Below are 24,646 nucleotides of genomic sequence, written 5' to 3'. Positions count from 1 at the left end.
CTAACAATCGTGACCACCGTGAGCAGCGGCGCGGCCGTCGTCGCCGACGCCATCATCCCCGTACCTGTCGAGCTCCAGCCGGGCGAGGGGGTGCTGGACCTCAGGACCGTCACGATCGGCGCGCCCGACGCCGTGACCGCGCGCCTCGCGGGTGAGCTGCTCACGAGCGCCGGCGCCGCCGTCGCGCCGGACGGCGGGGTGCCCGTCACCCTCACGTCCGACCCCGCCGCGGGCCCCGCAGGCTCCGCGAACCCCGAGCGGTACACGCTCACGGTGACCGCCGAGGGCGTGTCCGTCGCGGCCCCCGAGCGCTCCGGTCTGCTGCACGGCGTGCGGACCCTGCGCCAGCTCGCCAACGCGGGCCGGTCCGGGCAGGACGCCGGGCCCGAGGCCCCGCTCGAGGTGCGCGCCGTCGTGGTGCGCGACGAGCCGCGGTACTCGTGGCGCGGCCTGTCCTTCGACGTGGTGCGGCACTGGTTCGGTCCGGCCGACCTGCGGGCGGTCGTGGACCTCGTGGGCTCCTACAAGATGAACCGGCTGCACCTGCACCTGTCCGACGACCAGGGCTGGCGCCTGGAGATCCCGTCCCGGCCGGCGCTGACCGAGAAGTCGTCGCAGGGCGCCGTGTCGGGTGCGACCGGCGGGTTCCTCACCGCCGACGAGTACCGCGAGCTGCAGGAGTACGCGGCAGAGCGCGAGATCGTGATCGTCCCGGAGATCGACGTCCCGGGGCACGTCAACGCGGCGACGCACGCCTACGGCGAGCTCATGCCGTCGGGCGAGGCCACCGACGCCTACGACGGGATCGAGGTGGGCTTCTCCAAGCTGCACTTCGACCTGCCCACCACGGAGCCGTTCCTGCGCGACGTGTTCACCGACGTCGCGCGCATGACGCTGGGGCCGTGGGTGCACTTCGGCGGCGACGAGGTGCTGGTGATGCAGCCCGAGGAGTTCGGCCGGTTCGTGGTGCTGTGCCAGGAGATCATCACGGGCGCGGGCAAGACGCCGGTGGCCTGGCAGGAGGCCGCGGGCTCCGCACACGGCGACCAGGCGGCCGTGGCCGCGCTGGCGGCCGACGGCGACGCCCCGGCGGGCGCGGTCGAGGCCGGGGCCGACGCGGGGCACGGCGCCGGCGAGGTGCCCGTCCTGGTCGAGGCCGGCACGGTGCTGCAGTACTGGGACACGCGGCCTGACCCGGCGCCGTTCCTGCGGGCCGCGCGGTCCGGCGCGCGGTTCGTGATGTCCCCGGCCGACAAGGCCTACCTGGACATGAAGTACACGCCCGAGCACCCGCTGGGCCAGCAGTGGGCCGCGTTCGTGGAGCTGCACGACTCCTACGACTGGGACCCGGCGACGCTCATCGAGGGGCTGCCCGAGTCGGCGATCGAGGGCGTGTCGGCCGCCGTCTGGACCGAGACCCTGCTCAACCGCGACCACCTGTTCTCGATGCTCCTGCCGCGGCTCGCCGCGGTGGCCGAGGCCGCCTGGTCGCAGCCGGGCGCCAAGGACTGGGAATCGTTCCGGGGCCGCATCGCGGTCGAGGCGGGCGCCTGGCGCCGCGACGGCGCCTCGTACCACCCGACGCCGCAGATCGACTGGTAGCCCCCACACGTGTCAGACGTACAGGTCCCCCGAGGGACCTGTACGTCTGACACGTTCTACTTCGCCGGGCGGGCCGCCAGCGCCGCCGCGTACAGGTCGCGCTTGGCAACGCCCGCGGCGTCGGCCACCTCGGCGACCACGGCCTTGAGCCGCTCGCCGGCGGCGACCCGCTCCAGGACCTCGCCCACGACGTCGTCCACGCTGGCCTGGACGGCGGGCGCCCCGCCGACCACCACGCAGATCTCGCCACGGAGCTGCTCGGCGGCGGCGCGCTCGGCCAGCTCGGCGAGCGGTCCGCGCAGCACCTCCTCGTAGGTCTTGGTGAGCTCGCGCGCGACGGCGGCCGGGCGGGTGTCGCCGAACGCGACCGCCATCGCGCCCAGCGTCTCCGCGATCCGGTGCGGCGCCTCGAAGAACACCATGGTCCGCGGCTCGGCGGACACGGCGGCGAGCGTGCGGGACCGGTCGCCGGCCTTGCGCGGCAGGAAGCCCTCGAACGTGAACCGGTCGGTCGGCAGCCCGGACAGCGCCAGCGCCGTCAGCACGGCACTCGGCCCGGGGGCGGCCGTCACCCGCAGGTCGCGCTCGATCGCCCGCTCCACGACGCGGTACCCCGGGTCGGAGACGGACGGCATGCCGGCGTCGGTCACCACGACCACGGTGCCGCCGTCGGCGACGACGTCGAGCAGCTCGTCCGCGCGGGCCGTCTCGTTGTGCTCGTGGTAGCTCGTCACCTTGCCGCGCACCTCGACCCCGAGCCGCCCGGCGAGCGCGTGCAGGCGGCGGGTGTCCTCGGCGGCCACGACGTCGGCGTCGGCCAGCAGGCGGACCAGCCGGGGTGAGGCGTCCTCCGGGTTGCCGATCGGGGTGGCGGCCAGGACGAGGGTGCCGGCCTCGGGCGCGGGCCCAGGAGCCGGGGACGAGTCGGTCATGAACCACACTGTCCCACGCTCTATGCTGGCCCGGTGTCTCAGCAGCCTGAAGCCACCGGAGCGCGTCACGCCGCAGCGCAGCAGGCTCTGCCCGGAACGTACGGCGCGCACGTGCGCCGCGAGGCGGTGGGCGCGCGGATGACACCCACGGGGTCGTACGCAGCCGTCCCGCCGGCCGAGCCGCCAGTGCGCGATCGTCTCCTGCGCGACCTGCTGGGCGAGCGCCGGCTCGCCCTCGGCCGGACCGTCTCCGACCGGTTCTGGGGCATCTTCGGCGCCCTGGTCGTGACGGCGATCGCCGCGGGCGCGCGGCTGTACGCGCTGGGCCGCCCGGGCAAGCTGGTCTTCGACGAGACGTACTACGTCAAGGAGGGCTGGTCGCTGGCCAGCCTCGGTTTCGAGGCCGCGTGGCCCGACAAGCCCAACCCGGCGTTCGAGGCCGGCGACGTGAGCTCGTACAAGACCGACGAGGCCGAGTACGTGGTCCACCCGCCCGTGGGCAAGTGGATGATCGCCATCGGGATGCGTCTCATGGGCGGCGCGACCGACCCGATGGCGTGGCGCATCGCGAGTGCCGTGATCGGCATCGTGGCCGTGTTTCTCATGGTGCGCATCGCGCGCCGCCTGTTCTCGTCCACGCTGCTGGGGCTGGCCGCGGGCCTGCTGCTCGCCGTCGACGGCGAGGCGATCGTGCACTCGCGCACCGGCCTGCTGGACCAGTTCCTCATGTTCTGGGTGCTCGTCGCGTTCGGCTGCCTGGTGATGGACCGGGAGTGGGCCAGACGCAGGCTCGCGGACCGCGTGGCCCAGATCGTCGAGGCGGGCGGCTCGGTCGGGCAGTACGGGCCGCGGCTCGGGTTCCGGTGGTGGCGGCTGGCGGCGGCCGTGTCGCTGGGCCTCGCGTGCGGCGTGAAGTGGTCCGGCCTGTACTTCGTCGCGGCGTTCGGCCTGCTCACCGTGGTGTGGGACTTCACGGCGCGGCGCACCGCCGGCATCGGGCGGTGGTGGGAGGACGCAGCGGTGGTCGACGCCGTCCCGGCCGCCCTGGTCATGCTGCCCACCGTGCTCGCGGTGTACGTCGCGTCGTGGTCGGCCTGGTTCGCGCACCCGAAGTCGTACCTGCGCGACTGGGCCGTGGTCAACGGGGTGCACCCGCCGGGCTGGTGGCCGGACTGGGGCTGGGCGCAGGGCGCCTGGGAGGCCGGGCGGTCGCTGTGGGAGTACCACCGCATGATGTGGGACTTCCACACGGGCCTGGACTCGGACCACAACTACGCGTCGCACCCGCTGGGCTGGATCGTGCAGTGGCGTCCCACGTCGTTCTTCTGGGAGAAGTTCGCGCCGGGCCAGGGGCCCTGCCCCGCCGACGCCACCAGCGACTGCGCCACCGCCGTGACGTCCCTCGGCAACCCGCTGCTGTGGTGGCTGGGTGCCATCGCGATACCCGTGGCCCTGGTGCTCGTGCTCCGCTACCGCGACTGGCGGGGCACCGCGGCCCTCGTGGGGATCGCCGCCGGCTGGCTGCCCTGGTTCCTGTACTCGTGGCCGCTCGCGGACCGCACCATCTTCACGTTCTACTCGATCGTGTTCACGCCGTTCGTGATCCTCACGCTCGTGTACCTGCTGGCCGTGGGGCTGGAACGGACCCCGCGCCGCAGCGCGGACCGGCGGATCGTGTGCTGGCTGGCCGCGGTGCTGATGCTGCTGATCGTGGGCGTGAGCGTGCTCTACTACCCGATCTGGACCGCGATGCCGGTGCCGTACGAGTACTGGCAGCGGCTGATGCTGCTCCCGAGCTGGATCTAGCGGGGGGCGTTCAGAGGGCCGACGAGTCGCGGAGGTCCACGCCCGCGGCCGTCAGCTCGCGCTCGGCCTCCTCGCCCTGGGCGGGCGAGACCGGGATGGTCAGGTCGGTCAGCACCCGGGCGTGCAGGCCGGCGCGGCGTGCGTCGAGCGCGGTGTGCTTGACGCAGTGCGACTGCACCAGGCCTACGACGTCGACGGCGGTCACCGCGGCCTCCGACAGGACCGTCGCGAGGCTGCGGCCGTGCTCGTCGGCGCCGTCGAACCCGGAGTAGCCGTGCGAGTACTGGCCCTTGAGCAGCCGGACGTCGGGGGCGAGGTCGTCGAGCGCGGGGTGCAGCTCGGCGTTCGGCGAGCCCGCGACGCCGTGCGGCGGCCACGAGTCCACGAAGTCCGGGGTCTCGCTGAAGTGCTCGCCGGGGTCGATGTGCCAGTCCTGCGTGGTCACCACGGTGGTGTACCGGTCGCGGTGGGCCGCGGCGTAGGCGGCGACGCGGTGCGCGATCTCGTTCGCGCCCTCCGTGGCCAGCTCGCCTCCCTCGCAGAACGTGGGCTGCACGTCGACGACGATGAGCGCCCTGCGCTCGGTCCCGAACTCGCTAAGGCTCATACCCCCACTCTTCCACCGCGATGGATGCCGGAGGTACCCGCGCTGGTCGGTAGTTCGTCACATGATCGGCAGCCCGGACTGCCGATCGTCTGACCTTCTACCGACCGCGCCGCTCCCCTCGGTGATTGGATGGGGGCGTGGACCTCTTCGCGCGTCGGATAGCAGTGCCCGCGTTGGTTTCGGCCCTGGTCGTGGGGGTGGCCGGGTGCGGCGGGGCGGCCGAGCCCGGCGTCGTGTCGCCGAGCCCGAGCGCCTCGGCGAGCGCGGCGCCGTCGGGCGGTTCCGCGCCGTCGGACGGGGCGGAACCCTGGGACGGCGAGGTGACCGCCGAGGCGGAGGTGGTGGCCCAGGAGCTCCCGGTGCCGTGGGGCATCGCCCCGCTGCCGGGCGAGCGCTTCCTGGTCACGATGCGCGACGACGCGTCGCTCGCCGTGGTGCACCCGGACGGCGACGTCCACCCGCTGGAGGACTCCGACGGCGTGCGGGAGGTGGCCGACCAGACGGTGCCCGGCGGCGAGGGCGGCCTGCTCGGTGTGGCCGTGGACCCGGAGGACACCGGGCCCGCGTTCACGGTCTACCTGTACCGCACGGGCGCGGAGGACAACGCGGTGCTGCGCGCCGAGCTCGACCTGGACGGCATGACGCTGCGCGACGTCACGACGATCCTGGACGGCATCCCGAGCTCGTCCAACCACAACGGTGGCCGCCTCGCGGTGGGCCCGGACGGGTACCTGTACGTCGCGACCGGCGACGCCGGCGACCCCGCGAACGCGCAGGACCCGGACTCGCTGGGCGGCAAGATCCTGCGGATCACGCCCGACGGCGAGCCCGCTCCGGGCAACCCGGACCCCGGCTCGCCCGTGTGGTCCCTGGGGCACCGCAACGTGCAGGGCCTGGGCTGGGACGCGAGCGGCCGCATGTTCGCGAGCGAGTTCGGGCAGGACCGGCTGGACGAGCTGAACGTGATCGAGCCGGGCGGCAACTACGGCTGGCCCGACGTCGAGGGGCCGGGTGACCAGGAGGGTTTCGTCGACCCGGTGGCGTGGTGGCCGACGTCGGAGGCGTCGCCGTCGGGCATCGCGGTCACCGACGAGGCGGTCTACCTGGCGGCCCTGCGCGGGGAGCGGCTGTGGCGCGTGCCGCTGCTCGGCACGGCAGAGGAGATCGAGGCCGGCGAGAGCCCGGGCTTCGGTGAGCCGCAGGCGCTGCTGGCAGGCGAGCTCGGTCGCCTGCGCGCGGTCCAGGCCGGGCCCGACGGCGAGCTGTACGTGCTGACCAGCAACACCGACGGCCGGGGTGAGCCCGCGACCGAGGACGGCCGGGTGGTCGACGACCGGCTGCTGCGGGTCACGCTGACGCCGCCGGAGTAGCCACCCGGCGGGCCGGCCGGCCCCACGGGTATCCACTGGCAGACGTCTAGGTCTGTGGATATCCTGGCCGCCGGGAAGGGGCCGCGTCGTAGGCTCGGACCACCGGCTTTCGAAAGGGGTGAACAGGATGTCCGCAGAACCTGGCGGGTACCGCACGGTGCCGCGCGGCTACGTCTATGCCGACCACATCCCTTACGTCACGCCGGAGTCGCTGGACGACCTCAAGGGGCCGACGACGGGGGTCGTCACGGTCGGGCCGCACATCGACACGAGCCTGAACCCGACTTACGACCTGGGCGACCCGGACCGGCAGCGGAACCTGTACGCACGAGTCGTGCGGTCGGGGTTCGTACCTGACCAGGTCCGGTTCCTCGACCAGCGGACGCTGCTGGTGCTCTGGCCGTCGCTGAACCTGCCGGACAGGTGCAGGACGATCTGGGAACGCAAGTTCCCGGTGCTGGCCGCCCGGTCCGGAAAGCAGCGGGTCGCCTGATGCTGCCGTTCCACGAGCGCCTGGCCCGGATCGGGCTCCAGGCGCTGGAGAGTCACGGGTTCGTGCTTGCCGGTGGCTACGCCATCTCGACCAACGGCATCGGGGACCGGCCGTCCGCCGACGTCGACCTGTTCACCAACGTCTACGCGCCGAGCCTGTTCGAGGTCGCCGTGGCCAAGCTCCGTGCCGCGTTCCTGGGAGCGGGGTTCTCGGTCCACGACAACCTGATCGGCCAGACCTTCGCCGACTTCAACGTGACCGATGAGGCGACCCAGGAGACCAGCTCGATCCAGATCGGCGTGAACTACCGGGAGTTCGCCCCGGCGAGGTTCGAGATCGGGCCGGTGCTCGACGTGCGTGACGCCGTGGCGGGAAAGATGAGCGCGCTCTGGTCGCGCGGCGAGACCCGCGACTTCATCGACATCGACGCGGTGGTGGAGTCCGGGCGCTTCTCCCGGGACGAGGTGCTCGCGATCGGCGACCGGCAGGAGGCGCTGCCGTTCGACCGGGCCATGCTCGCCGACCGGTTCCGGGCAGCGCGGGGCAAGGAGGCGGCCGAGTTCGCGGCCTACGAGGTCGGTGAGGACTGGCGCGCCGAGATCGTCGCGCGATTCCTCGACTGGGCCGACGACATCGACCCCGCCGTCGCCCGCTGAGCCACCGCCCAGGCCTGTGGATAACCGCGTGGTCAGCAGGCCCCGCGCAACTACCATTGACGCCATGCCGGAAGCCCAGAAGTCCTTCTATCTCACGACGCCGATCTACTACGTGAACGACGCCCCGCACATCGGGCACGCGTACACGACGGTTGCCGCCGACGTCGTGACCCGCTGGCACCGCCAGCGGCAGGAGAACGTCTGGTTCCTGACCGGCACGGACGAGCACGGCGAGAAGGTGCTGCGCACCGCCGAGGCCAACGGCGTGAGCCCGCAGGTCTGGGCCGACCGGCTGGTCGAGACCGCGTGGAAACCCGTGCTGCAGACCCTCGACGTGCGCAACGACGACTTCATCCGGACCACGGAGGAGCGGCACGAGACGGCGGTGCAGGCGTTCCTGACGGACCTGTACGACAAGGGCGAGATCTACGAGGGCTCCTACGAGGGGCCGTACTGCGTGGACTGCGAGGAGTACAAGCTCCCGGGCGACCTGCTCGACGGCACGGGGGAGTACGCGGGGCAGAAGGTGTGCTCCATCCACGGCAGGCCCGTCGAGATGCTCTCCGAGCAGAACTACTTCTTCCGGATGAGCGCGTACGCCGACCGGCTGCTCGCGCTCTACGAGGAGCACCCCGAGTTCGTGCAGCCGGCGTCGGCCCGCAACGAGGTGGTCAGCTTCGTGCGGCAGGGCCTGCAGGACCTGTCGATCTCGCGCTCGACGTTCGACTGGGGCGTCCCCATCCCGTGGGACACCTCCCACGTGCTCTACGTCTGGTTCGACGCGCTGCTCAACTACGCCACGGCCGTGGGCCTGGACAGCGACGACCCGGAGTGCAAGGAGCAGTTCGCGCGCACCTGGCCGGCCGACGTGCACCTGGTGGGCAAGGACATCCTGCGGTTCCACGCCGTGATCTGGCCGGCGATGCTGATGGCCGCCGGGCTGCCGCTGCCCAGGACGGTCTTCGCGCACGGCTGGCTGCTGGTGGGCGGCGAGAAGATGAGCAAGTCCAAGCTCACGGGCATCGCGCCGGCCGACATCATCGACACGTTCGGCTCGGACGCGTTCCGGTACTACTTCATGCGGACCATCGCGTTCGGCGGTGACGGCTCCTTCTCCTGGGAGGACATGACCGCCCGCTACAACGGCGAGCTCGCCAACGGGTTCGGCAACCTGGCCTCGCGGACCGCCGCGATGATCGGCAAGTACTTCGGCGGCTCGCTGCCCGCCCCGGGCCTGCTCACCGACGCCGAGACCGGCCTCGCCCGGGTCGCGGCCCAGGCCGTCGCCGACGCCGAGGCGGCGATCGACCGGCTGGCCATCCACGACGCGGTCTCCGCGGTCTGGACCCTGGTGGACGCCACCAACGGCTACCTCGCGGACACCCAGCCGTGGAAGCTCGCCAAGGAGCCCGGCGAGGTCGACGAGTCCGGCGCGGGGGTCGACGGCGGCCGCCTGGCGACGTCGCTGGTCACCGCCACGGAGGCGCTGCGCTCGCTCGCGGTGCTGCTCAACCCGATCACGCCGCGCGCGGCGGCCGGGCTGTGGGAGCTGCTGGGCGCGGAGGCCACGCTCGGGGCCCTGGACGCCCAGCCGCTCGACGGCGCGGCGACGTTCGGCGCGCTGCCCGCGGGCACCACCGTGACCAAGGGCGCCGCCCTGTTCCCGCGCCTCGACGACACGGCCGCCTGAGCCGACGATGGCCAAGCGCACACGCGAACGCGGGTTCCCGGCTGCCCCGGAGCCCCTGCCCGTCCCCGTCGTGGACAACCACACCCACCTCGACCACATCGCCTCGGTGCTGCCACCCACGGCGCCCGACGGCGAGCCGGGCACCTGGCCGCCGTCCGTCGCCGACCACCTGGCGCGGGCCGCGGCCGCGGGCGTGGACCGCGTGGTCCAGGTGGGCTGCGACCTGCCGTCGGCCCGGTGGACCGACGCCCTCGTCCGCGACGAGGTGCGGGCGGTGGGCGCGCTCGCCATCCATCCCAACGAGGCCACCCTGCACGCGGGCATCGACGAGGTGGGCCCGGACGGCCTCGTGCCGGAGCCCCAGGAGCACCACGCCGTGGGCCTCGACGACGCCATCGCCGAGATCGCCGACCTGGCCAAGGGCAACGACCGCGTCCGCGCGATCGGCGAGACGGGCATGGACCTGTTCCGCACCGGCCCGCGCGGCGAGGAGGCCCAGCGGCAGAGCTTCCGCGCGCACATCGCGCTGGCCAAGGAGCTCGGCCTGGCCCTGCAGATCCACGACCGGGACGCGCACGCCCAGGTCATCGAGGTCCTGCTGGCCGACGGCGCGCCCGAGCGCACCGTCTTCCACTGCTACAGCGGCGACGCCGAGATGGCCCGGGTCTGCGCCGAGAACGGCTGGTACCTGTCGTTCGCCGGCCCCGTCACGTTCAAGGCGAACGACCACCTGCGCGCCGCGCTGACCGTGGCGCCGCGGGAGCTCGTCCTCCTGGAGACCGACGCCCCGTACCTCACGCCGCACCCGTACCGGGGGCAGCCGAACGCCCCCTTCGCGGCGGCCCACACGGTGCGGGCCATGGCCGCCCACCTGGGCGAAGACCTCGCCACGCTGTGTGCCGACATCAGCGCCAACTCCGGGCGTGTCTACGGCAACTGGTAAGAATGGCGCATTGGGGCGAAGAAAGCGGCATTTGATTTCATAACCCCACGTCTTTTCCTGCGAGGTTTGTTCCGTTACGGTCTGGTGCTCGTGGTGAGGTACGCACGGCCGTGGCTCGCGAGCAAACCGGCCCGCTGGCTGGTCCGTGGTGCCGTCGTCGGCGTGCTCGCGGGCGCCAGCGGCATGTACGTCGCCAACGCGGCGACGCTCACGATCGACTACAACGGCGACGTCCGTACGGTCGGCGTCTACGGCAGCACCGTCGCCGAGGCCCTCGCCTCGCAGCACATCGACCTGGAGCGCGACGACGTCGTGCAGCCGGCCGCCACGTCCGCCGTCGGCGCCGGCGGGACCGTGGTGGTCCGCACGAGCCGCGACGTCACCGTCGAGCTCGACGGCCAGACCATGACGCTGCGCACCACCGCCGGCACGGTGGGCGAGCTGCTCGCGGCGCTCGGGCCGCGCGGCGACGGCGCCGTCGCCACGGCCTCCCGCACCACGCAACTCGACCGTGACCCGGTGCGGTTCTCCACGGTCAAGGAAGTCAACATCGCCGTGGACGGATCGGTGCTCGAGTTCAGCACCACCGGGTCCACGGTGCGGTCCGTCTTCGAGGAGGCGGGCATCGCGCTGGCCAAGGGCGACGTCACGTCGGTGCCGCTCGACGCCGCGGCGGTGGACGGGATGATCGTCATGGTCAGCCGCGACGCGTCGTCGTCGCGCACGGTGACCGAGGTGGTGCCGTTCGAGACCGAGACGGTCGAGGACCCGAGCCTGCCCCAGGGCTACGAGTCCATCCGGACCGCGGGCGTGGCGGGCGAGGCCAAGGCGACGTACGAGATCAAGACGGTCGGCGGCGCCGTGGTCGAACGAACCCTGGTGGACCGCAAGGTCACCCGCAAGCCGGTGAACGAGGTGCTCGTGGTCGGCACCATGGACGTCGCCACCGCGCCCGTCGACCCGGGTTCCGCGCGGGCCCTGGGCCAGGCGATGGCCGCGGAGCGCGGCTGGGGCGCCGACGAGTTCTCCTGCCTGGACCAGCTCTGGCAGAAGGAGAGCGGCTGGCGCTGGAACGCCGACAACCCGAGCAGCCAGGCGTACGGCATCGCCCAGGCCAACCCGGGATCCAAGATGGCCACCGTCGGGAGCGACTGGCTGACCAACCCGGCCACCCAGATCGAGTGGGGCCTGGGCTACATCTCCGGGCGCTACGGCACGCCGTGCGGCGCCTGGGCGCACTCCGTGGACATCGGCTGGTACTGATCCGAGGGTTTTTCACCCTGGAACATTTGGGACATTGCAGGACCTAACCATACGTTTCTCCGCCGCATTTCTCGGATAGGTCTTGCAATTGATAACGGCAGGGTTACGGTCTCCTGGACCGCCGGATCGGCCGGTCGGGCCCGCGCCCCGCGCGGGAGGTGCGTGCGACTCGTGCCGTCCCGGCCCCCGTGCCCGGACCGCGCGAGGACTGGACCCGCGTGTCATCTCCCCACCCAGCTCAGGGCATCCCCGACGAACTGCCCCCCAACCCTGAGGCCGGCGCCCCCGCCGGAATCACCGAGATCTTCGGTCCGCCCCCAACGGATCGCACCCCAACCGAACCGGTCATCCAAGTACCGGTCACCCCCGTGCCGGCCCCGCCGCGCAGACCCCGCCGCAGAGCAGCCTTCCTCGCCGGGGCCGCGGCCATCGCGGTCGTCGGCGCCGGCAGCATCACCGCCTTCGCCTCGGCCCACAAGACCGTCACGCTGGACGTCGACGGCAGGGTCACGACGGTCGAGACCTTCCAGGGCGACGTCGCCGGCCTCCTGGCCGACCAGGGCGTCGACGTCACGAGCCGGGACGCGGTGACGCCCGGCACGGACGGCACCCTGCGGGACGGCGGGATGGTCGTGGTCCGCTACGGCCACGAGGTCACCCTGCGGGCCGACGGCAAGGAGCGGTCGACCTGGGTCACCGCGCTCGACGCCGACCAGGCGCTCGCCACGCTCGCCGAACGAGCCGACGACGTCGCCCTGGTCCCGTCCCGCTCCGGCGGACGCGTGTCCCTCCCGCTGCGGCTCGACGCCGACAGCCCGGTCAACCTGGTGGTCGGCGGCAAGACCCAGCGGGTGGCCGACGGCGCCGCGCAGCTCGACGACCTGCTCGCCGCGAACGACGTCACCGTCGACGCCGACGACCGGGTCACCGTCCAGCGGGACGCCGCCGAGGGCGGCCGGTCGGTCAGTGCCGGCACGCCGACGCTGTCCGTCGTCGTCGAGCAGGTGCGGACCGCCGAGCGGAAGACCGTGACCAAGCTGTCGTACGACAAGGTGCGGAAGGCGGACCCCGACCGGTTCGAGGACCTCGCGTCCTACGTGGCGACCAAGGGCGTCGTCGGCAAGCGCGTCACCACGTGGGACGTCACCACGGTGGACGGCAAGGTCGTGGAGCGGGAGAAGCTCTCGTCGAAGGTCGAGCGCAAGCCCGTGGACCAAGTGACCGTGTACGGCACCAAGGCCCGCCCGGAGCCCGAGCCGGAACCGAAGCCGGAACCGAAGCCCGTGGCGCGGGAGAAGGTGCAGAAGGCGGCGCCCAAGCCGAAGGCGGACGTCGTGGCGACCAGCGGCGTCTGGGCCCAGCTCGCGCAGTGCGAGTCCGGCGGCGACCCCACCACCAACACCGGCAACGGTTACTACGGCCTCTACCAGTTCTCGCAGCAGACCTGGGCGGCCATGGGCGGTTCCGGCCTCCCGTCGGACGCCTCGGCCAGCGAGCAGACCATGCGGGCCCAGAAGCTCCAGGCGCAGTCCGGCTGGGGACAGTGGCCCGGCTGTGCCGCGAAGCTCGGCCTGCTCTGACCTCTCCCGACGTGTCAGACGTACAGGTCACCCGAGTGATCTGTGCGTCTGACACGGGGAGCGAGTTGGACGGTTGTCCTAGACGAGTGATCGACAACACAGCCTGACAGCACCGAGAAACTTGGCCGGACGATAACGGATCAGTTACGTTCGGTTGTCCTCGCTGGCGTGAGGGTGCGAAGTGGTGTAGGCCACAGCGTCACCACGCCGGCAGGGGCGGCACCGGACGCGGTATTTCGCGCCCGGTGTGAGACCGCCGGATCGGCCGGTCGAGACCGCGACGGCTCGCAAGAGTCGCCTGGCCCCCAGGCCGAATCGTGGTAGGGACACTCGCGCCTGCGCGTGCCCCGGCTCGCCGCCCGTGCCCGGGACGTCCGACGACTGGACACGAGTGAACCCCCGTTCTGAGCAGCAGAGTTCTGGCTCCATCCCCAGCATCAACTCAGAGTCCGAGGCCACGAGCTCTCGGACGACCCCCACGAAGCGTCGCCGCCGCTGGCCCCTGGTCGCCGGCCTCGCAGCCGTAGCGCTCGCCGCCTCCGGATCAGTCGCCTTCGCCGAGGCGCGCAAGACCGTCACCCTCGACCTCGACGGCACCGTCAAGACCGTCACCACCTACTCCGGCTCCGTCCAGGGCATGCTCGACTCGCAGGGCGTCCGTCTGGGCGAGCGCGACGTCGTCGCCCCCGGGACCGGCGCCAAGCTCTCCGACGGCGACCAGATCGTGGTCCGCTACGCCCGCCAGGTCACCATGTCCGACGGCGAGGACGAGCGCGACGTCTGGGTCAACGTGACCGACGCCGCCGAGGCCCTGACCACGCTCGCCGAGCGCGGCGGCGACGTCGCCCTCGTGGCGTCCCGCTCCGGCGACCGCGCCTCGCTCCCGCTCCGCCTGAACGACGACGGCCCCGTCGCCGTGGTCGCGGACGGCGAGACGCGCGTGATCGAGGACCACGCCGACAGCGTCGACAGCGTGCTGAACAGCACCGAGATCGAGCTCGACAAGGACGACCTCGTCAACGTCGTCCCAGTCGCGACCCTGGCGAAGGACAAGGCGATCGACGCGAAGTCCGCCGAGACCGCCGAGAAGGCGGGCGCGGACGTCGCCGTCCAGGTGCAGCGCGTCGAGACCAAGAAGGTCAGCCGCGACGGCGCCGTGGGCTTCGACACCCACACCAGCAAGGACTCCGACCGCTACGAGGACGAGGGCAAGCTCGTCAAGAGCAAGGGCACCAAGGGTGTCCGCACCAAGGTGATCCAGGTGCGTACGGTCGACGGCGAGGTCGTGCACCGCAAGGTCCTCTCCAACAAGGTGACCAAGGAGCCGGTCGACCGCGTGGTCGTCTTCGGCACCAAGGAGCGCCCGGTCGAGAAGGTCCAGGCGACCTCCACCAAGAAATCCACCAGCACCTCGGTGCCGTCCGGCTCGGTCAAGCAGATCGGTCAGCAGATGGCCGCCGCGCGCGGCTGGAGCGGCTCGGAGTGGACCTGCCTCGAGTCCCTCTGGGAGCGCGAGTCCGGCTGGAACTACAAGGCGGCCAACCCGTCGTCGGGCGCCTACGGCATCCCGCAGGCGCTCCCCGGTTCCAAGATGGGCTCCGCGGGCTCGGACTGGGCGACCAACCCGGCCACCCAGATCAAGTGGGGCCTCGGCTACATCGCGGACCGCTACGGCACGCCGTGCGGTGCGTGGGGCCACTCGGAGTCGGTGGGTTGGTACTGATCCGCTGATGGTGACAATCTCCAGTTAGGCTCACCTGCATGAACGACACCTCAGGCGCCCTGCTCGGTCCCGCGGAGATCCGCGACCTGGCAGGGCGCTTGGGCGTCCGGCCCACCAAGACGCTCGGCCAGAACTTCCTGCACGACGGCGGCACCGTCCGCAAGATCGTGCGTACCGCGGGGCTGCGGCCCGGTGAGCGGGTCGTGGAGGTCGGGCCCGGGCTGGGCTCCCTGACACTGGGCCTCGTGGAGGCCGGCGCCTCCGTCGTGGCGATCGAGATCGACCCGGTCCTGGCCGGGCAGATCGCCGACACCGTGCACACCCGGTTCCCGGACTCCGACTTCGAGGTCGTGCTGTCCGACGCGCTGGACGTCACCGCCCTGCCCGGCGCGGCGCCGACGGCGCTCGTCGCGAACCTCCCGTACAACGTGGCCGTCCCGGTGCTGCTCACCATGCTGCAGCGGTTCGACTCGCTCGAGCGCGTGCTGGTGATGGTCCAGGCCGAGGTGGCCGACCGCATCGCCGCCGTGCCGGGGAACAAGATCTACGGCATCCCGTCGGTGAAGGCCGCGTGGTACGCGTCGGCTCGCCGGGCCGGGACCATCGGGCGCAACGTCTTCTGGCCCGCCCCGAACGTCGACTCCGCGCTCGTGTACCTCGAGCGCCGCGACCCGCCGTCGACCACCGCGTCCCGCGAGCAGGTCTTCGCCGTCGTGGACGCCGCGTTCGCGCAGCGCCGCAAGACGCTGCGCGCCGCCCTGTCCGGGGTGTTCGGCTCCGGTGCCGCCGCCGAGACGGCGCTCCGGGCCGCGGACGTCGACCCGGGCGCCCGGGGTGAGACGCTCGTGGTCGAGCAGTTCGCGCGCATCGCGGAGCAGCTTTCTGCGACTTCGTCGGTCGAGCCTGTCGAGACCTCGGATCTCGACAAGCTCGATCAGCGAGAGGAGGAGGACCAGTGATCCCGCGTCTCGCGGCGGCTCCGCCGCCGTCCGTCCGGGTCCGCGCGCCCGGCAAGGTGAACCTCGGGCTGCGCGTGGGTCCTGTCGGCGACGACGGCTACCACCCGCTCGCGACGATCTTCCAGGCCGTCTCCCTCTACGAGGAGGTGACGGCCACCCAGGTGACGCCCGGGTCCGGCATCACGCTGACGGTCTCGGGGCCGCAGGCCGACGGCGTCCCGACCGACGAGTCCAACCTCGCCTGGCGCGCCGCCGCGCTGCTGGCCGAGCGCACGGGCCTGGCGGCCGACGTCCAGCTGCACATCACCAAGGGCGTGCCGGTCGCCGGCGGCATGGCGGGCGGTTCGGCCGACGCCGCCGCGGCGCTCGTGGCCTGCGACGCGCTCTGGGAGGCCGGCATGCCCCGTCCGGACCTCGTGGAGCTGGCCGCCGAGCTCGGCGCGGACGTGCCGTTCTCGCTGCTGGGGCACACCGCCGTCGGCACGGGCCGGGGCGACCTGCTGACGCCCGCCATGACGCGCGGCGAGTTCCACTGGTGCTTCGCGACGCAGCGGGAGGGCCTCTCGACGCCCACCGTGTTCCGCCGGTTCGACGAGCTGGCCGGCCCGTCGACGCCGCGGGTGGCGCCCACCGACGACACCGCGATCATGCACGCGCTGCGCGCGGGCGACCCCGTGGCCCTCGGCAAGGCGCTGCACAACGACCTGGAGGGACCGGCGCTCGACCTGCGCCCCGAGCTCGCCGACGTGGTGGAGGTCGCCACCGAGTCCGGTGCCCTCGGCGTCATCGTCTCCGGGTCCGGACCCACGGTCGCGGCTCTCGGCCGGTCCCGGCAGCACGCGCTCGCGCTGGGCGCCGCGTGGACGGCGGCCGACGTCGTCGACGCGGTCTGGTGCGCCACCGGGCCCGCCCCGGGGACCCAGGTCGTCACCCCGATGCGCGCCTGAGCACGCACCGGGGCGGTCGGCGACGGGTCAGTACGCGACCTGGGGCACGAAGACGTTCGTCAGGTGCGTGTGCCGCGTGACCCAGCGGGTGCGCCGCGTCGTCAGGTTGCTCTCGGCGGTCAGCACGCACTCGACCACGCGCTCGACCGAGCCCGTCATCGCGGCGAGCGCGAGGGCGGCGTTACGGCCCCACTCCTCCAGCAGCACCTGGGCGCCCGCACCCTGGGTGAGCTGCAGCGGCGTGCTCGCCCGGCGGGCGAACGCGACCAGCGAGTCCTTGTGCGCCGCCGGGATGTCGCCCTCGACCAGGGCGCACGCGAGGTCGGGCAGCAGGCCGGCCGCGGCCACCGCCGCGGCCGCCACCGGGCCGGTGCCCAGCACCGCTACCCGCGACGGGTCCACGCTCTCCAGCGTCCGCAGGGCCTGCACCGCCCGGAACGCGTCGGTGAAGGCGCCGCGGTTGTACGGGTCGTCGAGGTCGTCCGGCGGCACCTCGACGACCAGGTGGGCGAACCCGCCGGACGCGAGCCACTCGAGGTCGCGCGCCGCGGCCCCGCCGGCCGGGCGCAGCTCGACCAGCCCGGGCAGCGTCGCGGCCGCGCCGACGGGCAGCAGCAGCCAGCCCGTCACGGGGCGGCCCTGGAACCCGGCGAACGTCACCGTCTCCGCCTGCAGGTCACGCGAGCGCGTGCCGGCGGCCACGAGGGTCGGCGCCACCTCGATGTCCCGGTGGGCGGCGAGGTTCGCCGCCCAGAACGCGTCGAAGTCCTCGGGCTCGTCGGTGGCGGGCGGAGCGGCCGGCGCCACCGTGACGAGCGGCAGGTCGTACTCGGGCACGGGCGGTACCTCCGGGTCTTGGGCGTGCGCTCGGAGCGTACCGCCAGTCCCCGACACTCCAGACGCCGGTCCGCGGCCCCCGGCCGTCAGATGACCTTGTTCAGCCATGCGAGCTTGCGGGGGAACCGGTAGTCCCCGCCGCCCTCGTGGTTGTTGTAGGGGTAGACGTCGATCTCCTTGTCCACCGCGCGGGAGCCGCCCGGCCCCCAGCCGTTGTACGCGGCGTACACGGTGGACGGCGGGCAGGTGCCGTCCATCAGCGCCACCGAGAACAGGCCGGCCCCGCGGGCGCGCCGCGCGAACGACACCCCGTCCAGGTACGAGAACGTGCGCCAGACCTGCTCCTCGACCGCCGGGTCGCGGTGCACCGAGAGGTACTTGGTGATCTCGCTGTACGGCGCGTTGTCCGTGATCGACACCGCGCGGCGGTAGTGGCACAGGAACGGCACGTCGGGCATCGCGGCCACGACGTCGGGCACCAGGCCCGCGACCGCGATGGTGATGCCGCCGCCCTGGCTGCCGCCGCTCAGCGCCACGCGCGCCGGGTCGAGCCCGTCGATCGCGCGCACCGCGTCGACCGCGCGGGCGCCGTCCGTGAAGACGCGCCGGTAGTAGTGGTCGTGGGGGTCCAGCACGCCGCGGGTCATGAACCCGGGGGACGCGGGGCCGGAGCCCACCGGGTCAGGCGTGTCCCCGCCCGCACCCCAGCCGGATCCCTGGCCGCGCGTGTCCATCATGAGGTGCGCGTAGCCCGCGGCCGCCCACTGGATCCGCTCGTGCGGCAGGCCCCGGCCGCCGCCGTAGCCCTGGTACTCGACCACCACCGGCAGGTCGCCGGCCGCGTGCGCGGGCCGCGTCAGCCACGCCTTGACCGGGTGCCCGCCGAACCCGGGGAACGTCACGTCGTCCACCAGGATCTCGGTGAGGCCCACGTCGACGCGCTCCACCTGCGGCGCCGTGTCGAACGTACGGGCCTCGGCCAGCGTGGTCGACCAGAACTCGTCGAAGTCGCCGGGCTCGTCGACCTCCGGGGTGTACTTCTCGAGATCGGGCAGCGGCATGTCGAACTGGGCCACGTTGTGCTCCTCGGCGTCGTCGTTCTGGGGGTGCGGCGGCGAAGTCCTGCTGCGTGGTCACCGTCGGCCGGGGTGAGCGTAGCGCGCGACTACCCTTGGTAGGTGGCACATCTCCTCGGCGCAGACGGCATCGCGCTGACCATCGGTACTCGCACCCTCCTCGCGGACGTCTCGCTGGGGCTCGACGACGGCGACCGCGTCGGCATCGTCGGTCCCAACGGCGCGGGCAAGTCCACCCTGCTGCGCATCTTCGCGGGCACAGCCCTGCCCGACGGCGGCCGCGTCACCCGGGTGGGCGGCTCCACCCTGGGCATGCTCGACCAGCGCGACGAGCTGCCCGAGGACGCCACCGTGCTCGACATCGTGCACGGCGACGCCGAGACCCACGTATGGGCCTCGGACGCGCGCGTCCGGGAGGTCCACGACGGCCTGATCGCCGAGCTCGCCTGGGACGCCCCCGTCGCCAAGCTGTCCGGCGGCCAGCGCCGCCGGGTGGCGCTCGCGGCCCTGCTCGTGCAGGACCCGGACGTGCTGCTGCTCGACGAGCCCACCAACCACCTCGACGTCGAGGGCGTGGCCTGGCTCGCCGCCCACCTGCGCGAGCGGTACGGCCGCCTGGGCACGTCGGGCGCGCTCGTCGTCGTCACCCACGACCGCTGGTTCCTCGACGAGGTCTGCTCCCGCATGTGGGAGGTGCGGGGCGACGGGACCGGCGCCGTCGACGGGTACGAGGGCGGGTACGCGGCCTACATCCTGGCGCGCGCCGAGCGGGCCCGGCAGGCCGCGACGGCCGCCGAGAAGCGGGACAACCTGCTGCGCAAGGAGCTCGCCTGGCTGCGCCGCGGGGCGCCGGCCCGGACGTCGAAGCCGAAGTTCCGCCTCGACGCCGCGTCCGCCCTGATCGACGACGAGCCGCCGCCGCGCGACTCGATGGAGCTGACCCGCATGGCCACGCGGCGGCTGGGCAAGGACGTGCTGGACCTGGAGTCCGTGAGCGTCGCGGTGCCGGGCAAGGTCCTGTTCGACGACGTGACCTGGCGCCTCGGCCCGGGCGACCGGTACGGCGTCGTGGGCGTCAACGGCGCGGGCAAGACCACGCTGCTGGCGCTGCTGGCCGGCCGCCGCGAACCGGACTCGGGCCGGGTCAAGCGCGGCAAGACCATCCATGTGCGGGAGCTCTCGCAGGACGTCGCCGAGCTCGACGAGCTGGGGCCGCTGAAGGCCGTCGAGGTGATCGAGCAGGAGAAGGGCCGGGTCGTCGTCGACGGCAAGGAGCTCACCGCGGCGCAGCTCACCGAGAAGCTGGGCTTCACGCGCGAGCGGGCCTACACCCCGGTGCGGGACCTGTCCGGCGGCGAGCGGCGTCGGCTCCAGCTGCTGCGGCTGCTGGTGTCCGAGCCCAACGTACTGCTGCTCGACGAGCCCACCAACGACCTCGACACCGACACGCTGGCCGCCGTCGAGGACCTGCTGGACGGCTGGCCGGGCACGCTGATCGTGGTCTCGCACGACCGGTACCTGCTGGAGCGGGTGGCCGACCGACAGGTCGCGCTCCTCGGCGACGGCACCATCCGCGACCTGCCCGGGGGCGTGGAGGAGTACCTGCGGCTGCGGGCGGCGGCCAGGTCCACCGGCACCTCGGGCGCGGCCGCGGGCGCCGGCACGCGCACGGGTTCCGGCAACGGCTCCGGCGGGGCGACGGCGGGGGCGTCCCCGGCGTCGGACGGCGCCCCGGCCGAGGAGCTCTCGCAGCGCGACATCCGCGCCGCGAAGAAGGAGGTCTCCCGAATCGAGCGGCAACTTGCGAAGATTGCCCAGAAGGAGGCCGAGCTGCACGAATCCATCGCGCAGCAGGCAACGGACTACCAGGCCGTCGCGCGGCTGGACGCGGAGCTCCGCGACCTCGTGACCGAACGCGACGAGCTCGAGGCGGCCTGGTTGGAAGCGGCGGAGGTGGCGGGATGACCGACAACGAGCTGACACCGCTCGACGGGGTCGACAGAGCACTCGTCGACGCACTGCGCAAGGACGGCCGCACCACGCTCGCGGTGCTGTCCGAGATCTCGGGGCTCTCCCTGTCCGCGGTGCAGGTGCGGGTGCGCAAGCTGGAGGCGCGCGGCGTCATCACGGGCTACCGGGCGGTCGTGAACCCGGAGGCGGTGGGCCTGCCGCTCTCCGCCTTCATCGAGATCACGCCCCTGGACCAGGCACAGGAGGACGACGCGCCCGAGCGGCTGCGCGGCATGACCGGCATCGAGTCGTGCTACTCGGTGGCCGGCAACGCGAACTACCTGCTCACCGCGCGCGTGGCGTCGCCGCGCGCGCTGGAGGAGCTGCTCGGCAAGATCCGGCGCACGGCCAAGGTGTCCACGCGCACGACGGTGGTGCTCCAGACGTACTTCGAGGGGCAGGCCGCCGAGCTCGACTGAGCCGGGCGCGACGGGCAGGGCTCTGCCGAGCCCGGGGGCCGAGCCCGGCGACCGAGCCGGGCCCGGCGCCTCAGTGCGGCGCCAGGGCCGGGTGGTCCAGCGTGAGCGTGCCGGCGTCGGCGTCCAGCTCCGCCGCGACGCCGAACGGCACGGTGAGCGGGTCGGGCCCGTGCCCGAACCCCAGCTCGCCCAGGATCGGGATGCCGAGCGGCCCGAGCAGGTCCAGGACGACCGGCTCGGCGGGCTCGCAGTCCTGCCACGACCCCAGCACGATGCCGGTCGCGCCGTCGAACCAGCCTGACCGCAGCAGGTGGGTCAGGAACGAGTCGATCCGGTAGGCCTTCTCCTCGATGTCCTCCAGCAGCACGAGGCCGCCCGCGGCCGACGGCGAGGTGGGCCCGATGCCGGTGGACGTCGTCAGCAGCGAGAGGCAGCCCCCGGTCGTGATGCCCCGGGCGGTGCCGCCGACCAGCGGATGGGCGTCCGGGCCGGTGAGCACCTGCGTGCTGCCCGGCTCGAACAGCGTGCGCCGCAGGTGCTCCCGGGCGGGCTCCGACTTGAGGAACGACACGGTCCCCGACATCGGCCCGTGCAGGGAGACCAGCCCGAGCCGGTTCGCGACCGCCTGGTGCAGCACCGTGCAGTCGCTGTACCCGACGAGCACCTTGGGGTCGGTGGCGGCGAGCGCGTCCCAGTCGACGAGGTCGACCATGCGCGCCGCCCCGTACCCGCCCCGGGCCGCCACGACCGCCCGGACGTCGGGGTCCAGCCAGGCCTCCTGGAAGTCGGCCGCGCGCGCCTCGTCGGTGCCGGCCAGGTAGGCGTGGCCCGGGTGCCGATCCAGGACGTGCGGCATGACCTGCACGTCGAGTCCCCAGTCCCGCAGGTGGCGCACCCCGTCGTCGAGCCGGTCGGCCGGTACGGGGCCGGACGGGGCGACGACGGCGACGGTGTCGCCCGGGCGCAGGCGCGGCGGGCTGGTCAGGGGACGCAGCATGTCGCCGACGCTACCCCCTGGTCCGGCGTGCGCCCGGCGGCGCCACTTTCTTTCACTCATCTGAAATCTGGCTGCGCAGCGCGACGGTGAACCGGCCGAGCAGGCCCGGCAGCAGCCGGCGGTCCTCGGCCGGCAGCCCGGCCAGCAGCTCCTCCTCGTGGGTGAGCAGCTCCCGCACGGCGCGCTCCACCAGCTCGTGCCCGGCGTCGGTCAGGGTCACCGCGACGGCCCGCCGTCCGGCGTCGGACGACGACCGCGCGACCAGACCGGCCGCCTCCGCCCGCGCGACCCGCTGCGAGATGGCCCCGGCCGTGACGAGCGTGAGCGCCGCGAGCTCGCGCGTGGTCAGCGACCACGGCGCGCCCGCGCGGCGCAGGGTGCTGAGCAGGTCGAGCGTCCCGGGGTCGATCCCGATGCGGTGCAGGGTGCGGCGGCGCTCGTCGGCCAGGGTCTTGGCGGCGCGCCAGAGCGGCGTGATCACGCCGATGGACGACACCGGGACACCCGGCAGCTCGCGCTCCCACGCCGCGGCGATGGCGTCGGGCGGCACGGCCGCCGTCCCGTCGAAGGGGTACTCGGACACACGGACCTCCTGTACGTTTAGGTCTAAACATACAACGTAGGGAGGTAGCAGCATGTCCGCACTCGTACTCGTCACCGGCGGTTCGGGCGGCATCGGGAGCGCGGTGGCGCGCCGGTTCGTCGAGCAGGGCGACACGGTGGTGATCACCGGGCGCGACGCCGCCCGCCTGGAGCGGGCCGCGGCCGCCACGGGCGCGCGGGGGATCCGCTGCGACGTGGGGCGGCCGGACGACGTCGAGGAGCTCGTGGCGCGGCTCGACGCGCCCGTCGACGTGCTCGTGGCCATGGCCGGCGGCAACACCGACTTCGACGGGCCGCCGGCTGACGGGCCCGCGCCCGTCGAGCCGGAGCCGGCCCGGCTCGCCGCGGTGGCCGACGCCTGGCGGGCCAACCTGGACGCGAACCTGCTGAGCACCGTGCTGGTCGCGACCGCAGTCCTGGAGCGGATGCCGGCGGGCGGCTCGGTCGTCACCGTGGGCTCGATCGGGGCCGAGTACGCCGGCACGTCGTACGGCGTGGCCAAGGCGGCCGTGCAGGCGTGGACCGCGGGCCTGTCCGCGCAGGTGGGGCCGCGCGGCATCACGGCGAACTGCGTGGCGCCCGGCTACATCGCGGAGACCGGGTACTTCAAGGGGCGGCTCAGCGAGCAGCGCCGCGAGCGGCTGGTCGCCGCCACGCACGACAAGCGCCCCGGCCTGCCCGACGACGTCGCCGCCCTGGTCGCGTTCCTCGCCTCGCCGGCAGCCCGGCACGTCACGGGGCAGACGCTGCACGTGAACGGGGGAGCGCACACGACCCGGTGACCCATCGAAAGGCATGAGATCCGGTTTCGACTGGTGCGTCGCTTCCGTCTTGTAAGTGCAGATTGTTACGCTCGCAACTGCCAGTAGATCCGCCCGGCTCCGCCGTCGGGCACGAAGGAGCGCCGAGGGAATGCCCACCACCCGAACCTGGCTGCAGGCGGGCGGTGGCACCGTGGTCGTCGCCCTGATCGTCGCCGCCGTGGTCCAGGCGGCGAACTCGAGCGCGACGTGGGTGTCGAACGACCCGGTCGGCCAGTGCGGCAAGACCTCCGGCGGCCAGGTGGTCGCGGCCCAGAACGTGCTGTCGGCCGCCACCGGGCTGGAGCCGGTGGACGGGAACTGGGACGCGGAGTCGGAGGTCGCGACCCGCGCGTTCCAGGCGTACAACGGCCTGCCGGTCGACGGCTGCGTGGACACCAGCACCTGGGTGACCATGCGCGCGCTGGCGATCTCCCTGTGCGACCCGGACTACAGCTGCCAGGGTCCCGACCACCGCATCCGGTACGCCGCCCCGGACGGCGCGCGGGACGCCTACCTCGCCGAGAACGACTGCGACTGGGGCTCCTACGTGCTGCCCGGCGTGGCGCGCAGCCCCGTCTCGTCGAACAAGATCATCGCGCTCTCGCGGGACGCCGTGACCGAGATCGAGTGCGGGGGCTGACGTGGTCACCACGATCGACGAGCCCAGGATCCGGCCCGAGTGGCTGCTCGGTGGTGCCGTGACGCTGCTCGGCGCGATCATCATCGTGGTGGTCACGATGGTGCTCGGCGCAGGGGAGGACGAGCCCGTCGTCGTCCCCGCGGACGCCACGGAGCTCACCGCCGGGACCTGTGCCGAGGACCTTCGCCAGCCGCACTGGGTGCCCGACGACGTGCGGCGCGCCGTGGTCGAGTGCCCCGCCGAGATCTCGGCGGGGATGGGCCGCACCACCGCGGAGGACCACCTCGGCACCTGGATCACGTACGTGCTGGACGGCGCCGAGAACGAGGAGACGTTCCGCGGCGGCCCTGGCCCCGCGTGGCCGGAGGAGGAGGTGCGCAGCGGCGCGTACCACCCGGCGTCGGCCGTGATCTACGTGGCCTACCCGGGGGCGCAGGAGCTGTCCGGCAAGCTCGCGGGCGACAACGTGACGATCGAGTGGCAGGACCTCAAGGAGTCCGGCCTGGAGGCGCGCGTCACCCGGGTGGACAACAACGGGTTCGGCCCGGTCCGCGTCGAGTGGACCGACGACGCCGGGTCCTACCTGCTGCTCTCGACCGTCGGCCGGACGCCGACGGCGAACGCCGGGCCGTCGGTGGCCGAGCTGATCAGGATCGCCGACAGCGTCGCGGCCGACGACGAGTGAACGGG

Annotated in this window: 23 protein-coding genes; 17 read left to right on the top strand and 6 right to left on the bottom strand. The window is 73.1% G+C overall.

Features of this window, described 5'->3' with window-relative positions; genetic code table 11:
• Positions 1-9 precede the first annotated feature (9 nt).
• Positions 10-1,602 (top strand): family 20 glycosylhydrolase, encoded by a 1,593-nt coding sequence (locus ACFU5G_RS06765; RefSeq protein ID WP_377242054.1) that lies wholly within the window; start codon positions 10-12, stop codon positions 1,600-1,602.
• 56 nt (positions 1,603-1,658) lie between these two features.
• Here the strand turns inward: ACFU5G_RS06765 and rsmI are convergent, their stop codons facing one another.
• Complete coding sequence (gene rsmI, locus ACFU5G_RS06760) at positions 1,659-2,534, bottom strand: 16S rRNA (cytidine(1402)-2'-O)-methyltransferase (protein WP_377242052.1); 876 nt, start codon at positions 2,532-2,534, stop codon at positions 1,659-1,661.
• Between the two features lie 186 nt (positions 2,535-2,720).
• Here rsmI and ACFU5G_RS06755 point away from each other — a divergent pair, with 186 nt between their 5' ends.
• The gene (locus ACFU5G_RS06755) at positions 2,721-4,340 is read left to right on the top strand and encodes a dolichyl-phosphate-mannose--protein mannosyltransferase (RefSeq protein ID WP_377242050.1); all 1,620 of its coding nucleotides are present in this window, start codon (positions 2,721-2,723) and stop codon (positions 4,338-4,340) included.
• Positions 4,341-4,350: 10 nt separating this feature from the next.
• Here the strand turns inward: ACFU5G_RS06755 and ACFU5G_RS06750 are convergent, their stop codons facing one another.
• Positions 4,351-4,947, bottom strand: coding sequence for an isochorismatase family protein (locus tag ACFU5G_RS06750; RefSeq protein ID WP_377242048.1), 597 nt, complete (start codon positions 4,945-4,947; stop codon positions 4,351-4,353).
• 164 nt (positions 4,948-5,111) lie between these two features.
• On the opposite strand from ACFU5G_RS06750, the gene ACFU5G_RS06745 reads away from it, so the two are divergent.
• The 10 genes from ACFU5G_RS06745 to ACFU5G_RS06700 all read left to right on the top strand — a co-directional run bounded on the left by ACFU5G_RS06745 (position 5,112) and on the right by ACFU5G_RS06700 (position 16,571).
• The gene (locus ACFU5G_RS06745) at positions 5,112-6,317 is read left to right on the top strand and encodes a PQQ-dependent sugar dehydrogenase (RefSeq protein WP_377242046.1); all 1,206 of its coding nucleotides are present in this window, start codon (positions 5,112-5,114) and stop codon (positions 6,315-6,317) included.
• 127 nt (positions 6,318-6,444) lie between these two features.
• On the top strand, positions 6,445-6,810 hold the full coding sequence (locus ACFU5G_RS06740) for a hypothetical protein (protein ID WP_377242044.1): 366 nt from the start codon (positions 6,445-6,447) through the stop codon (positions 6,808-6,810).
• The gene (locus ACFU5G_RS06735; protein WP_377242042.1) at positions 6,810-7,466 is read left to right on the top strand and encodes a nucleotidyl transferase AbiEii/AbiGii toxin family protein; all 657 of its coding nucleotides are present in this window, start codon (positions 6,810-6,812) and stop codon (positions 7,464-7,466) included. Before ACFU5G_RS06740 ends, ACFU5G_RS06735 begins: the two co-directional genes overlap by 1 nt.
• A gap of 64 nt (positions 7,467-7,530) precedes the next feature.
• Complete coding sequence (metG, locus tag ACFU5G_RS06730; RefSeq protein ID WP_377242040.1) at positions 7,531-9,156, top strand: methionine--tRNA ligase; 1,626 nt, start codon at positions 7,531-7,533, stop codon at positions 9,154-9,156.
• A 7-nt stretch (positions 9,157-9,163) separates the two neighbouring features.
• Complete coding sequence (locus ACFU5G_RS06725; protein ID WP_377242038.1) at positions 9,164-10,099, top strand: TatD family hydrolase; 936 nt, start codon at positions 9,164-9,166, stop codon at positions 10,097-10,099.
• 90 nt (positions 10,100-10,189) lie between these two features.
• A complete protein-coding gene (locus tag ACFU5G_RS06720; protein WP_377242036.1) occupies positions 10,190-11,362 on the top strand; it encodes a ubiquitin-like domain-containing protein in 1,173 nt (390 codons plus the stop codon).
• Between the two features lie 368 nt (positions 11,363-11,730).
• Positions 11,731-12,942 (top strand): transglycosylase family protein, encoded by a 1,212-nt coding sequence (locus ACFU5G_RS06715; protein ID WP_377242034.1) that lies wholly within the window; start codon positions 11,731-11,733, stop codon positions 12,940-12,942.
• A 391-nt stretch (positions 12,943-13,333) separates the two neighbouring features.
• Positions 13,334-14,665 carry a ubiquitin-like domain-containing protein gene (locus ACFU5G_RS06710; RefSeq protein WP_377242032.1) on the top strand — a complete coding sequence of 444 codons (1,332 nt, stop codon included), beginning with the start codon at positions 13,334-13,336 and terminating at the stop codon, positions 14,663-14,665.
• Between the two features lie 38 nt (positions 14,666-14,703).
• Complete coding sequence (gene rsmA, locus ACFU5G_RS06705) at positions 14,704-15,624, top strand: 16S rRNA (adenine(1518)-N(6)/adenine(1519)-N(6))-dimethyltransferase RsmA (RefSeq protein ID WP_377242030.1); 921 nt, start codon at positions 14,704-14,706, stop codon at positions 15,622-15,624.
• Positions 15,621-16,571, top strand: coding sequence for a 4-(cytidine 5'-diphospho)-2-C-methyl-D-erythritol kinase (locus ACFU5G_RS06700; RefSeq protein ID WP_377242028.1), 951 nt, complete (start codon positions 15,621-15,623; stop codon positions 16,569-16,571). The genes rsmA and ACFU5G_RS06700 overlap by 4 nt, the downstream gene beginning before the upstream one ends.
• 27 nt (positions 16,572-16,598) lie before the next feature.
• On the opposite strand, the gene ACFU5G_RS06695 is transcribed toward ACFU5G_RS06700, so the two are convergent.
• On the bottom strand, positions 16,599-17,408 hold the full coding sequence (locus ACFU5G_RS06695; protein WP_377242026.1) for an acetylxylan esterase: 810 nt from the start codon (positions 17,406-17,408) through the stop codon (positions 16,599-16,601).
• Positions 17,409-17,494: 86 nt separating this feature from the next.
• Positions 17,495-18,484, bottom strand: a complete 990-nt coding sequence (locus tag ACFU5G_RS06690; RefSeq protein WP_377242024.1) for an acetylxylan esterase — start codon at positions 18,482-18,484, stop codon at positions 17,495-17,497.
• A 102-nt stretch (positions 18,485-18,586) separates the two neighbouring features.
• Between ACFU5G_RS06690 and ACFU5G_RS06685 the strand changes: the two genes are divergently transcribed.
• The gene (locus ACFU5G_RS06685; RefSeq protein ID WP_377242022.1) at positions 18,587-20,449 is read left to right on the top strand and encodes an ABC-F family ATP-binding cassette domain-containing protein; all 1,863 of its coding nucleotides are present in this window, start codon (positions 18,587-18,589) and stop codon (positions 20,447-20,449) included.
• Positions 20,446-20,913 carry an Lrp/AsnC family transcriptional regulator gene (locus ACFU5G_RS06680; RefSeq protein ID WP_377242020.1) on the top strand — a complete coding sequence of 156 codons (468 nt, stop codon included), beginning with the start codon at positions 20,446-20,448 and terminating at the stop codon, positions 20,911-20,913. The genes ACFU5G_RS06685 and ACFU5G_RS06680 overlap by 4 nt, the downstream gene beginning before the upstream one ends.
• A gap of 70 nt (positions 20,914-20,983) precedes the next feature.
• Here ACFU5G_RS06680 and ACFU5G_RS06675 read toward each other — a convergent pair whose 3' ends face one another.
• Both ACFU5G_RS06675 and ACFU5G_RS06670 read right to left on the bottom strand, forming a co-directional pair.
• Complete coding sequence (locus tag ACFU5G_RS06675; protein ID WP_377242018.1) at positions 20,984-21,910, bottom strand: LD-carboxypeptidase; 927 nt, start codon at positions 21,908-21,910, stop codon at positions 20,984-20,986.
• Positions 21,911-21,962: 52 nt separating this feature from the next.
• Positions 21,963-22,493, bottom strand: a complete 531-nt coding sequence (locus ACFU5G_RS06670; protein ID WP_377242016.1) for a MarR family winged helix-turn-helix transcriptional regulator — start codon at positions 22,491-22,493, stop codon at positions 21,963-21,965.
• A gap of 52 nt (positions 22,494-22,545) precedes the next feature.
• On the opposite strand from ACFU5G_RS06670, the gene ACFU5G_RS06665 reads away from it, so the two are divergent.
• From ACFU5G_RS06665 to ACFU5G_RS06655, 3 genes are all read left to right on the top strand, one after another.
• Positions 22,546-23,295 carry an SDR family NAD(P)-dependent oxidoreductase gene (locus ACFU5G_RS06665; protein ID WP_377242014.1) on the top strand — a complete coding sequence of 250 codons (750 nt, stop codon included), beginning with the start codon at positions 22,546-22,548 and terminating at the stop codon, positions 23,293-23,295.
• Positions 23,296-23,425: 130 nt separating this feature from the next.
• Entirely contained in the window at positions 23,426-23,956 is a 531-nt protein-coding gene (locus tag ACFU5G_RS06660) for a peptidoglycan-binding protein (RefSeq protein WP_377242013.1), read from the top strand.
• A gap of 1 nt (position 23,957) precedes the next feature.
• Positions 23,958-24,641, top strand: a complete 684-nt coding sequence (locus tag ACFU5G_RS06655) for a hypothetical protein (RefSeq protein ID WP_377242012.1) — start codon at positions 23,958-23,960, stop codon at positions 24,639-24,641.
• Positions 24,642-24,646: the final 5 nt, after the last annotated feature.

The sequence above is a fragment of the Promicromonospora sp. NPDC057488 genome (genome assembly GCF_042802395.1).
Classification (GTDB): Bacteria; Actinomycetota; Actinomycetes; order Actinomycetales; family Cellulomonadaceae; genus Promicromonospora.
Note: the sequence above shows the minus strand (reverse complement) of the source record. Positions and strands in the feature narration are given on the sequence as shown.